Origin of the sequence: Micromonospora sp. NBC_01739, from assembly GCF_035920385.1 — a bacterium.
GTDB lineage: Bacteria > Actinomycetota > Actinomycetes > Mycobacteriales > Micromonosporaceae > Micromonospora.
The window spans coordinates 897,521-912,299 of the sequence record NZ_CP109151.1 but is presented as its reverse complement, the minus strand read 5'-3'; the positions used below and the strand labels follow the sequence as shown (position 1 = coordinate 912,299).

The following is a 14,779-nucleotide window of genomic DNA, read 5'->3' as shown; positions in this document are numbered from 1 at the left end:
GGTCGGTCAGGCGTAATCCGAGTGTGCTGGCGGGGCTTGACCAGTCGGCGGTGCGGCTGGCAGCGACAGGTGTTCGCCAACTCCGGTTATCCGGTCGGCGAACCAGCGGCCGTCGAATTGCTGCCACTGTTCCCGGCTAAACAGTTCGCGATCGTACTCGCCCACTCCGGAACCGTTCATCAGCTGGTACAGATCTTCGACGAGCAACGCTTGTACCGCGCAGTTCGATGGTTCGACCCTGCTTTAGTCGAGTAGCCCCTGTAGGGAGCCGGCTAGGTTGGTGAGTCTCTCGTCGGCGCGGCGGCGTCGGTGTTTGATCCATTCTTTGCCTTCCGCGGCGACGCCTTCAAGCACGTGCAGGGTGTGATTGAGCCCGGCGGCATCCAGCGACAGCTCTGCGATCTTGGTTGCGTCCTCGTCATGCTGGAGCGCTTCGTTGTCGCGTTCGCTCACTCGAATGCTGATGGGCTCGCCGTTGACGAGGGTCAGTTCGAAGGTCTGCTGCCCGGTGGCGATGCCGTCGATTCGGACGGCGGCGACGGCGTCGAAGCGATAGTTGAGGCGCTGGGTGGTGTGGCTCGCGGCGGTTTCGAAGTCAAGGTCGATGTTGGCTTGTCGGACACCATCATCGGTGAGCAGGAACAGCAGTAGCCGGTATCGGGAGTATCGCCACGGCCCCTGGGGATATCGAGCCCTCTTACCCGAGGGAGCCGGTGCCTCGATGAAGGCGTGTGCGATAACGTGGCTGGGTTGAAGTCGGTACTGTCGCATGACTCGATCGACCAGGACTTTGCGGTCGCTTTCCAACCAAGCGGCCATCTCGGTGTCCGACGGCTTGTCGGACAGCTTCTGGCACCACCGGTGGTAGGCCTCCCAGCGGGCTACGTCCTTGTCGTCTCGTTCCGCCTGATCGTCGGCGACTCTGCGCCGTTCGGCGACGATCCGGAACGAGGAGCGCACAGCTGGCACCGCAGATACCGACGCGAGCAGAAGCCACCCGGCGCCGGGCATAGGGGCCCGGACCAGGATGGCTGGCGCGGCCCAGAGGCTCCCGGCGACGAGGAGGGTCAGTCCGCCGATGTGGAGGGCTCTGGTTCTGGTAGGGACCCGCAGTCGCTGGCGGAATGCGGTCAAGGTGCCTCGTTCCCATTGCCTCCGCACGTCGCCCACCAGGTATCGGACGAGCCAGGCCAGTCGGTCGGCGTCGATGCGCGTTTCCCGGTAGAGCTCTACCACCTCGTCGCGGAGCTGCCGCTGAATCCCTGCTGTCTGTGCCCGCCAGTAGGCCCGGTCAGTGCCCCGCGGGACGTACCGGCTGAAGTATCGGTTGAAAAGCCGGTCGACCTTGCTGGCGAAGCCTGCCGGTGCCCCTTCTCGTCGCCGCTGCTGGGGTGGGCGAATCTGTGCCTCCTTCGCGCGCAGCCGCACCCTGCGGTAGTACCGGTCCGCCCCACCGACGCAGAAGGCGCCGAGCCCGACCAGACCGAAGCCCATAGCGAGCAGTGGATTGAGCATGCCGCGCGCCGCTACCAGCATGATTAACTGCACCACGGCGAGGGTGAACACGGCAGCGCCGACGCCGGCGCGCAGCCAATCGCGTAACGCGACAGTGGCGGGCTGCACAGGCAGGGTCCGAGGCTGCGCGGGTTTGGGGTGGAAGAATTTCCAGATTCGGTTGAAACGGTCGCCCTCTGCACGCCGCGAAGCAGCCAAGGCGACGGACCTCCGCCATATCTCTTCCTGCATCGCGCCTTCGAGCAGCGCCTCAAGGTGGCCGTATATCCCGTCGCGTTGACGCTGACCCAGCGCGTCGATGTCCTCTACCACGAGATCTGTCTCGGCGGCGCGGACCGGCTCCAGCAGGCGACGGATCACCTTCAAACCCGCTGCCCACTGGTCATGGTCGTCGAGGTGGGGCAGACTGGCGCAGATCGCGGTAAGGCGATCCAGTTCCTCGGGCGCGAGCTGGCGCAGGGTACGTCCGCTCAACAGGGCGATGAGGCGATAGAACTGAACCTCGGTAGTCGCGAATCCACCGGCGACCGCCTTCTCGATGAGCGTGCGTGCCTGATCACGAACTCGCGCGTCGAGATACTTCAACGCGAGGGCGAACTGCTCCTGCGGACTTGCATTGGGCGGCAGCCGGTAGAAGTTGATGTCGCCGTGCACGATGCCCGCCTGCACTTCGACGTACGCATCTCCTTGGGCCACATTGGTCGTCGCCGAGGCCGTCACGACATGCCCCGCACCACGGCGATGATCGCCGCAATCCGCGCCGCCAGCTCAGACACGTCGGCGACCAAACCCCGCAACCGCTTCAGCGCGACCATCAGGCCACTGTTCTTCGCCGGCGCTTCCGCCGAGACACAGTCCGTTGCCTTCTCCAGTTCCGACTCGGCGGCCGCGTAGGTTTCTTCGTCCAACTGTCCGTCGAGATGGGCCTGTTTGATATGGGTTCGCAGGTCCGCGATGCTCGCTGCCAGGTCGACCGGTCGCCCGATGTCAGTGCCAACGGTGACGTTGCCGTAGATCTGTCCGGCCTGCACCCCGACACGGGCGCTCCCACTGGCGATGTTGCTGTTGGTCATCGGCATCGTGCGACTCCCGTCCCGGTCCGCGCCGCCTCGGCCAGCCGGCGCGTCGATGATGAGTTCTCGCGCCAAGGCGGCGGCGAAGGCGGCAGCGTGGCGTGCGGCCTTCGGTTGCCAGTTCTGTCCGTCACTGGCTGCCTTGCTGCCATCGGCGTGGTCGCTGATGCCCCGTACGACCACGACGGGCAGGGCACGGTTGAGATGGCCCGCCTGGGCCACACCTGCGGCTTCCATTTCGATCGCCACGGCGTCGTTGTAGTGCTGACGGATCCAGCGGGCCTGATCCGAGATCCCCGAGTCCTGGACCACCTCACCAGCGGCAATCGGCCCGAAATGAACGTAAGGTGCTACATCTGCGGGTAGACCGCGACGCCAGGCAGTGGACCTGGCGACGTGCTGGGCGATCTGGTCGGCCTCGTGAGGGATCTCCCACGCCTTCGGTCGGGCCTTCAGTCCGTCGTCCTCGCTGGTTCCACCGTGGTACGCGTAGATTTTGCTGGCGACGACAACATCGCCGAGCCGAATGTTGGGCCACAGGCCACCGGCGACTCCCACGAACAGCACTGCGGCCGGGGAGAATTCGGCCATCGCCCGCTCCGCGAGCACCGCTGCCGGATGGTTGCCTTTGCCGACCAATCCCAACGCGACCCGGCAGTGGCTCTGCCCGAGCCGGCCGACCTCGAATCGGGTGCCGGCTGGGTGCCGGCGCACCCGAACGTCGGTCAGTTGTTCGTGAACCGCCTCGTACTCAAGGTTCAGCGCCGTGAGGATCACGACGAGGCCACTGTTCGCGCTCACGCTGTCTCCTTGTCTGCCTGGCCGCGAGGTCGGATCATCGGAGGGTGCAAAACCGCGCAGGGTCCGGGGCGGAACAGCCGGGCGGGACGCCCTCCATCGGTCTTGCGAGTCGTGCCAGCGGAGACGATGAACTCATCCACGCTTTGCACTTTCCGATAGAAGTTCCGCGGATCCAGCCGCATGCCCCACACCGCTTCATAGACGTCCTGAAGCTCCGCGATCGTGAAGGTCGGACCACAAAACGCGGTGGCGAGCGCCGTCCGCTCCAACTTCTCCCGAGCCCGGTCGACACCATCGGACAGGATCTGTTCGTGATCGAAGGCGAGTTGCGCATCACCGGCCAGCACCTGTGCCACCGGGATCCAACAAGCTTCGGAGGCGTCGGTGCCGGCCACCGGCTCGGGTAGCCGAGGGGCGATAGCCAGGTAAGCCGCCGCGACCACCCGCCCTCGAGGGTCACGGTCTGGTGCGCCGTAGAAACCAAGTTGTTCGAGGTGCAACTGATCCGGCCCCAAGCCGGCCTCCTCGGCAAGCTCCCGATGGGCAGCCGCCACGAGGTCTTCCTTCTCGTCGCTGAGGAAACCACCGGGCAGAGCCAAAGCACCCTGAAAGGGCTCGATACCGCGCTCGATCAACAGCACATGCAGGCGGGATTCCCGCAGGGTGAGGATGACGAGATCCACCGCAACAAGAACGGGCGGCGGAACCCAATGATCGTCAGACATGAATCGACCATAGACTTACTGTCACTGTGACAGGAAGCTCGTAGAGTGTCGGATTTCAGCGCCACGCACGTTGTTGATGTCCTTTGACGCCTGATCATGTCCGGGTTGCGATCCGCGCTTGGCGCGGTGGCCGGGCGCAGCCAGCTGCCTCGCTGAGCGCTGAAAGCATCGGGGAAACCGAACGATGCTGGTGGGACTCTCGACTCCGCCTCAAGACGGACTTGCGCTCCGCGGCGCCGACCCCGCGACAAGGCTTGGGTCTGCCGGCAACCCGGCCTCAGGCTCGCCTATGGCCGGAAACGCAAACGGTACGCGCCGATGTAACTCTCAGCGCGTACCGTGGGGTATTGAGTTGTGTCCGAGGGGTGATCGATACCGTGACCCCACCATCGCTTGGGGCAGACGATGATGTGATGATCGACTGTCGCCCGTAGCTATCCTGACAACAACTGCCACGGTCTCCCTCACCGCCGCGCCAGTCCAAGAGACGGGCAAGCAGTACGGACGCTCAGCACCCACCGTCCGCCAAGCCCTCGCCCGCCTCCAGGAGCGCGGCGTCCTCTGAGGCCATTAAGGCCGAGGCGTCTACGTCAGCAACGCGCCGAGATGACCACGGACCTGGTTCCCGTGGTTGCGTAGTCGGCTCCGGCAAGGATCGCGTCGCGAGAGCTGATCGTTCACTTTCGGTGGCCGGTGACACGCGACCTTCCGGCTTACCAGGCGTTTGCCGAGCCAGACCAGGCGCTCCGGTGGAGATTGCTCATACCGACTACGATCTGACTCTCGGTATCAGGTACGACGCTTGTGGTGATCATGAGGTGGTTACGTGTCTGGTCGGCGAGTCGCCTGGGCCGCAGGCGTTGGCGTGGTGATCGCCGCCGCGAACAGTGCGGTGGTCAACAGGCTGCAGGGCGGCTGGCAGTGGTGGCTCGCGGCAGGAGTGTTGACACTGGTCGGGGCGTTGATAGCGGGCTGGTTGGCCGGAGGAGTGTCGGAATCACACCGGCGGATCGGTGCTGGTGCGGTAATGGCGGCTCGGGACCTCGGTGGCCGGGTCAGGACGGATCCGTCCGCTGCGGCTGGTCACTTGTCGTCGATGCCGCAGTCCGGAGTCGCTCCGGGCGCGGTGGTCGCGGGGCGGGACATCACCGAGCATGCGGACATCGACACCACCGGCGGCAGATCCCGGCCGCCGCGACGGCAGAGACCGGGTCAATAGCGGTGGGACCGAGATGGCAGCTGGCCCCAGGCGCGGTCGCCGCTGGCCGAGACATCACCGGGACGGTGCATACCGGACCGACGTACGTGCAGGTCACGGTGGGCCGGTTCGACCGGCTCAATGACGCGATCTTTGATCCGGCGCCGTTGTACGAGCAGTTGGATCTCGCCCGGTTTCAGGGCCGCGCAGGCTTAATCGCGCGCATCGATGAGCGGATCGCAACCACCGATCGTGGGTACGTGGTGGTGCGGGGCGAGGCCGGGGTAGGCAAGAGCGCGTTGGCAGCACATCTGGTGTGGACGCGGCCATGCGCGTACCACTTCACACGGCTCGGCGGTGGGGCGCGCAACCCGGTCGAAGCACGGAAGAGCCTGGCAGCGCAGTTGATCGACGCGTGGGATCTGGCGGAACGGTTCACTCCAGGGAACCAGTTCCCGGCGGCGGCGCAGCGGCCGGACTGGCTGGCCAAGGTTATTCGGGCTGCGGTGACGGTCCGTGACCAGCGGTTCGCTCCGGCCGAGCGTCGGCCGTTGGTGCTGGTCGTCGACGGGTTGGACGAGGTCGAGGCGGATCTGCCGGGCATGGGCACCGGGATTCCGCTCGGACTGCCTGCCCCGGACGTCCTACCGGCGGGGGCGTACATCGTGGCGACCAGCCGGTACGGCCTTCCTCTGGTCGCGCTGCGGGATCCGCTGCGGGTCGGCTGGTCGCAGATCGAGGTGGAGGGTGCCGACAACCTGGCCGACATGGTTGCCTACCTACACGCCGCGACCACCGGTCCGACCCCGGACCGGGCGCTGACCACAGTGCTGGCCGAGCGCCAGGTCCCTGCGACGACGTTCGTCGCGACATTGCTCGACCGCTGCCGCGGAGTGTGGATCTATCTGCGGTACGTGCTCGACGAAATTCGCGCTGGCCTGCGCTCGCCGAACGATGTGGCGTGCCTGCCGGACGGGCTGCGCGGCTACTACGAGATGCACATCCAGCAGCGGTGGGCCTCCCATCCCGACTGGCGGCGACTGCATCTGCCCGCTCTGGCTGTGCTCGCCGCACTCGGCCGCCCGATCGACCGCAACGACCTCGCCGCCGTGCTGAGCAGACCGGACGCAGCCAATGATCTAACGGCGTGGCTGGACGGGCCGGCCCGAGGCTTCCTCGATGTAACCGCCGCGCCGGACCGCCACCGTCAGTACCAGGTCCGTCACCAGAGCCTGCGTGACCTGTTCACCGCCGCTGTGAGCGGCAGCGGCGCAGCGGAACCGATCGACGCCGGGTTGACGGACGAGTTACACACCGCCTGGCAGACCGCACACCGGGCAATCACGATCTGGCTAACCCCACCTACCAGCGCCGGGACCGGTCGACGCGACTGGTCCGGCATCGACGAGTACACCCGGCTACGCCTGCCCGCACACGCTGCCGCCGCCGGGATGCTCGACGAGCTCATGTCCGATCCCGGATTCCTGCTGTCCTGCCCACCCAGCCAGATCTTGCCGCATCGACACACTCTGGCGACCCCGGATGCCGTCGCCGCAGCTGCGGCTCTGGAGAGTGCCGCTACCAGCGAGTGGAGCAGTTGGTCTGACGACAAACGGGCCTGGTGGCTGCATGTCTGGGCGAGTAAGACCCGGTCGACTCGCCTGGCCGACACCCTCACCGCCGACTACCCCGAGTGGCCCTGGCATGTGCAAAATGCCATCTGGTCAGGAGCCACCTTCCGCACCCTCACTGGCCACACCAACGCGGTGCGCGCGGTGGCGGTCCTGCCGCGCCCGGACGGCCGGCACCACATCGTCTCTGGCGGCGACGATCGCTCGGTGCGGGTCTGGGACCCCGACTCCGGTGAACAACTGACCGAGCTGACCGGCCACACCTACGCGGTGCGCGCGGTGGCGGTCCTGCCGCGCCCGGACGGCCGGCACCACATCGTCTCTGGCGGCGACGATCGCTCGGTGCGGGTCTGGGACCCCGACTCCGGTGAACAACTGACCGAGCTGACCGGCCACACCTACGCGGTGCGCGCGGTGGCGGTCCTGCCGCGCCCGGACGGCCGGCACCACATCGTCACCGGCGGCGACGATCGCTCGGTGCGGGTCTGGGACCCCGACTCCGGTGAACAACTGACCGAGCTGACCGGCCACACCTACGCGGTGCGCGCGGTGGCGGTCCTGCCGCGCCCGGACGGCCGGCACCACATCGTCACCGGCGGCGACGATCGCTCGGTGCGGGTCTGGGACCCCGACTCCGGTGAACAACTGACCGAGCTGACCGGCCACACCAACGCGGTGCGCGCGGTGGCGGTCCTGCCGCGCCCGGACGGCCGGCACCACATCGTCACCGGCGGCGGCCCCGGCTTCGGCAACAATGGATGGGTGCGGGTTTGGGACCCCGAGTCTGGTGAACTACTAGCCGAGCTGACCGACCGCACTGGCGGGGTGAACGCGGTGGCGGTCCTGCCGCGACCAGACGGCCGACGCCACATCGTCACCGGCAGCGGCGGCTTCGGCTTGGGCGATGGGCGGGTGCGGATTTGCGACCCCGAGTCTGGTGACCAACTGGCCGAGCTGACCGGCCACACCGGCGGGGTGAACGCGGTGGCGGTCCTGCCGCGACCAGGTGGCCGGCACCACATTGTCACCAGCGGCGGCGTCGGCTTCGGCGATGGGCGGGTGCGGATTTGCGACCCCGAGTCTGGTGACCAACTGGCCGAGCTGACCGGCCACACCAACGCGGTGCGCGCGGTGGCGGTCCTGCCGCGACCAGACGGCCGACACCACATCCTCTCCGGCGGCGACGATCGCTCGGTGCGGGTCTGGGACCCCGAGTCTGGTGACCAACTGGCCAAGCTGACCGACCACACCGGCGGGCTGCGCGCGGTGGCGGTCCTGCCGCGACCAGGCGGCCGGCACCACATTGTCACCAGCGGCGGCGTCGGCTTCGGCGATGGGTGGGTGCGGATTTGCGACCCCGAGTCTGGTGACCAACTGGCCGAGCTGACCGGCCACACCAACGCGGTGCGCGCGGTGGCGGTCCTGCCGCGACCAGACGGCCGACACCACATCCTCTCCGGCGGCGACGATCGCTCGGTGCGGGTCTGGGACCCCGAGTCTGGTGACCAACTGGCCAAGCTGACCGACCACACCGGCGGGCTGCGCGCGGTGGCGGTCCTGCCGCGACCGGACGGCCGGCACCACATTGTCACCAGCGGCGTCGGCGTCGGCGTCGGCGTCGGCGATGGGTGGGTGCGGGTTTGGGACCCCGACTCCGGTGAACTACTAGCCGAGCTGACCGACCACACCGGCGGGGTAAACGCGGTGGCGGTCCTGCCGCGACCAGACGGCCGGCACCACATCGTCACCGGCAGCGGCCCCGACTTCGGCAACAATGGACGGGTGCGGGTTTGGGACCCCGAGTCTGGTGACCAACTGGCCGAGCTGACCGACCACACTGGCGGGGTGAACGCGGTGGCGGTCCTGCCGCGACCAGACGGCCGGCACCACATCGTCACCGGCAGCGGCGATGGGTGGGTGCGGGTTTGGGACCCCGACTCCGGTGAACTACTAGCCGAGCTGACCGGCCACACCAACGCGGTGCGCGCGGTGGCGGTCCTGCCGCGACCAGACGGCCGACATCGCATCGTCACCGGCGGCAACGACCGTGCGGTGATGCTCTTCGCGCCGAGCACCGAGCAATTCGCGACTTGAGGGATTAACTGCGCCGCTGGTAGCAGTTGCTGGCACGGTGGCGTGGCCGGCTACTGGGCGTCGGTGCGATGAACCCCCGTCGGCCGCTTCAAGATCAGCCGGCGGGGCTGCATCGCCGGCTCGAGGTCGTTCCGGGTGCGCAGGCGCAGGTGGACTGGGGCGTCGAGGCGGCACCCTGGCTCACGTCGGGATCCCGAAGGTCTACTCGTTTCACATGGTGTTGTCGTACTCGCGGGATCCGTTCTGCTGTTTCACCAGCAGTCAGGACCTGGCCGCGTTCTGGGAGTGTCACCGGCGGGTGTTCGCCAACGCTGGGCCTGTCAGGCGAAGCGACCCCAGCGTTAGCCGGCTGTGGGCCGGCGCTCAGGCCGCAGGTGCATCGGCCGCGGCCTCGATCGGCAGCACCGGCGAGCGCGCCACCCGGACCGACTTGCGTAGGTCACCGGTCCAGGGTGGGCCGCTGCGCCATCGGCGCAGCGTACCCGTTACGTTCTGGCTCTTACCGATGTCCCTTCGGCGATGGCGACCGTGATCAGTTCGTCTGCGTCGAATAGTGGCTCCAACCAGCTTCGGATCTCATCAGTTGTGGTGCCGTACGAGCCGATCCAGCCGTCCCGGAAGAGCTGCGTGAAGTCAGTGTTGTTCAAATGCCGTTGAGTTGGCCAACGCTCGTCGTCCCACGTGATGCGCAGGTTGTCGCCTCCCCTGGTCGTATCGGCCGCGGATTCGTGCATGAGGCCGACGAGGTCCAGCGGAAGATAGAGGCCCTTCATCAGTTCCGCTGACTGGCCGTCGTAGTCACTGGGCCGAACGATCTTGAGGTAGTGCGGCTGGGTGCTGAGCCGGTATTGCCCGACAGTGCCGGGTTGCTTCCCTACTTCGAGGGCGCGCATGCTGCGAAGTTGCGCCGCCAGTTGGGGATCGCCACGGTAGGTCCATCCGCCGTCAGGGTCCCGCTTCATACGCTTGTACTGCACAAGGATCCCGCAGTGCCGGTCGGCGTGGTAGTAGATGAGGTCGCTGCCTCTGGTGGTTTCCAAGTCGCGCTTGTTTGTGTTAAGGACAGTGAGCCGGCCGCCGCCGCGGAGGGGGATCAACATGCCCCGGGCGTTCCTGCGTGCGCGCTGCCCCAGAATGCCATCGAAGCGTTCCATGTCGCGTTCGATGAGAGCGTCCTCATCGTTGTAGCCGAGCCACGCCGTCTCCAGCAGGGTGCGTCGCGGGTCCAGCTCGTCCGGCGGAGTCATCAGCGCGCGGCCTGGCTGACCAAGGCGGCGACCGAGACCGGATATTTCGGCGATAAGTCCGAGGATGTCCTTCTCCTCGGCGAGCAAGGTTCGCCGCGCTTCGGTGATCTGCCTGGTCCCGGTGGGGTAGCCGCTCGCTTGTTCGATCAGGTCGGCTGCGTCGCTCGTCAGCTCGCTCAATGCCCGAACGACGGCGGTGGAGCTTCCCTCGGGCAGAGCACCTTTCTCGGTGCGCGCCGGGGCCACGTGGGGTTTGATCTGTGGCGACATCCGATCCAGCACAGCGTCGAGCGGAACGGGACGCCTGAGCAACGAGATGCCGGAGACCTCGTACCGCCGGGCGAAGCTGGTAACCCGTACGCTACGGCGAAACGATCCGATCGCGATCGCTTCATTGGACGTGGGCTCCGATGAGGACCGCGCGCAGATGACCGCCACGGCGTACTTCGGCAGGTCATTGCCGATTGGAGCGCTGTCGGTGTAGCTGTCGCGTACGAGCTTGTCGTTGAAGGCGATGTGGTCTCTCGGCTGATGATCGATAAAGATCGCCGTCATGTGGCTCCTTTCGCATCACCGCTTGTGCTGCACAGATCGACGTTCTCCATGGGCGAAGAGCGGTCGAACCTCGTTCGCCGATGGTGACGGTACTTCGATCGTTGTAGCTGTCAGCCCTTACCCTCGGCCCTTCGTTAAGGGCTGTCCACAGGGTGGGCAGGAAACGAAGAAGTGCCTTCTGATCAGGGAAAATAGGGCTTGTCGAAGGTCCCATGTTCCTGTCACGGAAGGCACTTGCTGGGTGAAGGCTACCGCAACACGTCCGAAGATCATGGTGACTGGTGACGGGCGGGGCGTGGTCGGTCATGCCGGTGCCCGGCTGCTGGCTGATCTGGCCGATACGACTGGGCTGAGCAGTGCGTTCAGCGATGCTCTCGCTGGTCTGCGGCAACGGCAGGGTGGGCACTGCCCGGGCCGGATCGCCGTGGATGTGGCCGTGATGCTCGCCGATGGCGGCGAGGCCATCGCTGATCTGGCGGTGCTGCGTGACCAGTCCGCCTTGTTCGGGCCGGTCGCCTCCGACCCGACGGCATGGCGGCTGTTGTCGCAGCTGGACGAGCCGATGCTGGCGCAGCTACGTGCCGCGCGGGCCCGTGCCCGCGAGGTCGCCTGGGCTCAGCATGCCGAAGTCCGCGGCGACCTGCCGCAGGTGTGTGTGGCCGGCCGGCAGGTCGACGGCCTGGTCCTGGACATCGACGCGTCGATCGTGATCTGTCACTCCGAGAAGGAGTCGGCGACCCGCACCTGGAAGAAGACCTTCGGCTATCACCCGTTGCTGTGCTTCCTGGACAACACCGGTGAAGCCCTCGCCGGGTTGCTGCGCGAGGGCCGGGCCGGCTCGAACACCACCGCCGACCATGTCACCGTCCTGGACCAGGCCCTGGCGCAGATCCCCGACGCCTGCCGGCACGGCACCCCGATCCTGCTGCGCGCCGATTCGGCCGGCAGTAGTCACGGCTTCCTCGCCCACATCCGGGCTCTGCGGGAGCAGCACGTGGACATCCGGTTCTCCGTCGGCGCCGCGATCACTGAGCCGGTCCGCGAGGCGATCCGCGCCGCGACCGACTGGGTCCCCGCCATCGACACCAGCGGTGAACTGCGGGAACACGCCGAGGTCTGCGAGATCACCGGCCTCATCGACGCCGCCGGTTGGCCCGCAGGGACCCGGTTCCTGGTCCGCCGGGAACGCCCGCACCCCGGCGCGCAACTGTCGCTGTTCGACACCGTCGAAGGCTGGCGGCATCAGGTCGTCGCCACTGACACCCCCGCCGGCAACGGCGGAATCCAGCACCTGGAAGCCCGCCACCGCGCCCACGCCCGCGTCGAGGACCGCATCCGCACCGGCAAGGACACCGGCTTCGGCCGGTTCCCGTCCCGACACTTCGCGATCAACCAGGCCTGGCTTCAGCTGGCCCTGACCGGCATCGACCTGATCGCCTGGACCCAAACCCTGCTCCTGGACGGCGACCTCACCCGCGCCGAACCCAAGAAACTGCGCTACCGCCTGCTGCACGTCGCCGCCCGGATCACCCGCACCGCCCGCCGGACCCGCCTCGCCATCGCCACCGACTGGCCCTGGACCGAAGCCCTGACCAGCGCATTCAGCCGACTCGCCGCACTACCACGACCCGCCAGCTGACCCCGAAGCCTCACGCCTCGACCCGCAGCACGGAGGAACCCGGCCCAGCGTCGGGCCATCAGCATGCCAGCAAACCGGCCGACCAACCCCGAACCAACATCATCGACCAACAGCTATGAACGACTGCCCAGATGAAAGACCGAGGTTACCGCGCGGTCTCTCCCGAGCCGGTCAGACTCACGCGTCTGTCCGCTGATCGATCGCGGCCTCGTAGAAGGCGTCCGCGAGAGCCATGATGACAGCGTTGATGCCAGGGCCGTCGCTGAAGAAGTAGTCGGCCATCCGATAGGACGGCCCTGGACGGTAGCGCATCGATGAGACTCAACGCCCCTGTCGGGAGAAATCGCCCCGATGGAATACACCCCCTTACCGGTCGACGCGCCCGCACGGCGCGCACCGTCGGCCGCCGTTTCCCGATGTGGTCGTACCCGCTCGCCCGTACGGTGACGCCTGTGCCGCTCGCTGCAGCCGACCGCTCTGGCTTGGTAGTGTCCTCACCCCGGCTGACGGTTCGATGGGAGTGCCGGATGGAGTTCAGTCTCATCCCCGACCAGGCGATCGGCGAGGCCGGTACCCGCAACGACGACGGACTCGGCTTCGACACGTACTCCCGGATTCTGGCCGGTGCCGCGACCAACACGCGCGGCCCGTTCACGATCGGGGTTTTCGGCGAGTGGGGCACCGGCAAGACGAGCCTCATGCGCCTGATGGAGCGACGCCTCGCCGACGACCCGAATGTGGTGACCGTGTGGTTCAACGCCTGGCGCTACGAGCAGGAAGAGCACCCGATCATCCCGCTCGTCGGCACGATTGTGCAGGCGCTAGAAAAGCACAAAGGATTTGCCGCTACCTTTGGAGCTGCCGGCAAGCGTCTCGTCCGGTCGTTGCGGGCGATCGCGTACGGGTTTTCGGCCAAGTCGAAGGTGAAAGTGCCGGGCTTCGCCGAGGTGGAAGCGTCGTTCGTCGCCAAGGATATGATCGAGCGTGACGAACGGCTCACGCCCGACCCGCTACTCGACCGCAGCCTTTACTTCGGAGCCTTCAACAGCCTCGACAAGACGCAACTCAAGGACATGCTGCGGGTCGTGGTACTCATCGACGACCTCGACCGCTGCTTTCCGGACCAGGCGATCCGGCTACTCGAGAGCATCAAGCTGGTCCTCGCCCAGCCCGGCTTCATCTTTGTCATCGGTGTCGCCCGCAAGGTGATCGAGGGCTATCTGCAGCATCGTTACACCGAGGAGTACGGCATCGCTGACTTCAAGGGCGAACTCTACCTTGACAAGATCGTCCAGCTGCCGTTCCACATCCCGCCGTCCACGGGTCGGATGGGCGCCTTCTGCAAGCTGCTGCTGGCTGATCAGCCGGCGGCGGTCGCCGTCGAACTCGATCCGGTGCTGCCGGTGGTGGCGCAAGCGCTGGGAGGCAACCCACGTGCCCTGATCCGGTTCGTCAACAACATCCTCATCGACTACGCGATCAGCCAGGACCTCACCGGCTTCGTCGAACGGGGCGGCATTCCGATCCGATTCTTCGCCGTGACCCGTTGCCTGGAGCACCGTTGGCCGGAGGTCTTCGACGTACTGGCCACATCGGATGAGGTCGCCATGGCAGTGGAAACCTGGACACCCGGCATGTACGCAACGCACGCGGCGGGCACCGGCCCGGCCGCGACGGTGGCGACCCAGCTGCTGTCCGATCCCGAGCTGCGGCTGTTGCTAGAGGGCGCGCACGGCCGCGAGTGGCTGACTGATCCGGTACTACGGCAGGCGAGCGTGAGCTTCCTCTTCACCCAGCAGCGGCTCTCTCAGCTGGACACGTCCGAGGTTAGCGTTAAGTACGACGCCTTCGTGTCCTACCAGTCCGAAGACCGCCGCGATGCCATCCAGATCGTCGAGGGGCTATCCCAAGCCGGGCTGCGAATCTTCTTCGACCAGCACATCAGTCCCGGCACGGACTGGCAGGAGACACTGTCCAGCGCCCTGCGTTCCTCAAGTGCCCTGCTCTTCTGCGTCGGGCCGCGCACCGGCGAGTCGCAATGGCAGACGCGAGAGCTAGACCTCGTACTCGACCGCTCGGAAGCGTTAATCATCCCCGTCCTGCTCGCCGGCGCGGATCTCTCCACCGCTCCCGACTTCGTGCGGCGCCGGAATGGAGTGGACATGCGCGACGGCGTCTCCGAGGAGGCCTTAACACAGCTCATCCGGGCCATTGAGTCCCGGCGCCGGCGCCCCTCGTCGTAGGCGGCAGACAAGGAACCGCGGCGACAGGCTGCCCGCCGAGCGCCAGCGCTGCTGGTCG

8 protein-coding genes are annotated in these 14,779 nt (G+C 66.9%); 3 read left to right on the top strand and 5 right to left on the bottom strand.

Annotated features, from left to right (window positions below):
- Positions 1–6 precede the first annotated feature (6 nt).
- From OIE53_RS04025 to OIE53_RS04010, 4 genes are read right to left on the bottom strand one after another with little or no spacing between them, the layout of a single operon-like run.
- Positions 7–207: a hypothetical protein gene (locus OIE53_RS04025; RefSeq protein ID WP_327025199.1), complete on the bottom strand. Its 201-nt coding sequence runs from the start codon at positions 205–207 to the stop codon at positions 7–9.
- 36 nt (positions 208–243) lie between these two features.
- Complete coding sequence (locus tag OIE53_RS04020) at positions 244–2,235, bottom strand: hypothetical protein (protein WP_327025198.1); 1,992 nt, start codon at positions 2,233–2,235, stop codon at positions 244–246.
- Positions 2,232–3,389 (bottom strand): 5'-methylthioadenosine/S-adenosylhomocysteine nucleosidase family protein, encoded by a 1,158-nt coding sequence (locus OIE53_RS04015; protein ID WP_327025197.1) that lies wholly within the window; start codon positions 3,387–3,389, stop codon positions 2,232–2,234. Before OIE53_RS04015 ends, OIE53_RS04020 begins: the two co-directional genes overlap by 4 nt.
- Positions 3,386–4,114 carry an NUDIX hydrolase gene (locus OIE53_RS04010; RefSeq protein ID WP_327025196.1) on the bottom strand — a complete coding sequence of 243 codons (729 nt, stop codon included), beginning with the start codon at positions 4,112–4,114 and terminating at the stop codon, positions 3,386–3,388. Before OIE53_RS04010 ends, OIE53_RS04015 begins: the two co-directional genes overlap by 4 nt.
- 1,284 nt (positions 4,115–5,398) lie before the next feature.
- Between OIE53_RS04010 and OIE53_RS04005 the strand changes: the two genes are divergently transcribed.
- Positions 5,399–9,037, top strand: coding sequence for a hypothetical protein (locus OIE53_RS04005; RefSeq protein ID WP_327025195.1), 3,639 nt, complete (start codon positions 5,399–5,401; stop codon positions 9,035–9,037).
- A 485-nt stretch (positions 9,038–9,522) separates the two neighbouring features.
- On the opposite strand, the gene OIE53_RS04000 is transcribed toward OIE53_RS04005, so the two are convergent.
- A complete protein-coding gene (locus OIE53_RS04000; protein WP_327025194.1) occupies positions 9,523–10,839 on the bottom strand; it encodes a hypothetical protein in 1,317 nt (438 codons plus the stop codon).
- 241 nt (positions 10,840–11,080) lie between these two features.
- Here OIE53_RS04000 and OIE53_RS03995 point away from each other — a divergent pair, with 241 nt between their 5' ends.
- Together OIE53_RS03995 and OIE53_RS03990 are read left to right on the top strand one after the other, a co-directional pair.
- The gene (locus OIE53_RS03995) at positions 11,081–12,478 is read left to right on the top strand and encodes an IS1380 family transposase (RefSeq protein WP_102659786.1); all 1,398 of its coding nucleotides are present in this window, start codon (positions 11,081–11,083) and stop codon (positions 12,476–12,478) included.
- Between the two features lie 527 nt (positions 12,479–13,005).
- Positions 13,006–14,721 (top strand): P-loop NTPase fold protein, encoded by a 1,716-nt coding sequence (locus OIE53_RS03990; protein WP_327025193.1) that lies wholly within the window; start codon positions 13,006–13,008, stop codon positions 14,719–14,721.
- Positions 14,722–14,779: the final 58 nt, after the last annotated feature.

Coding starts and splice junctions, on each gene's coding strand:
- OIE53_RS04010 (WP_327025196.1), bottom strand. CDS start 4,114: ATGTCTGACGATCATTGGGTTCCGCCGCCCGTTCTTGTTGCGGTGGAT.
- OIE53_RS04000 (WP_327025194.1), bottom strand. CDS start 10,839: ATGACGGCGATCTTTATCGATCATCAGCCGAGAGACCACATCGCCTTC.
- OIE53_RS03990 (WP_327025193.1), top strand. CDS start 13,006: ATGGAGTTCAGTCTCATCCCCGACCAGGCGATCGGCGAGGCCGGTACC.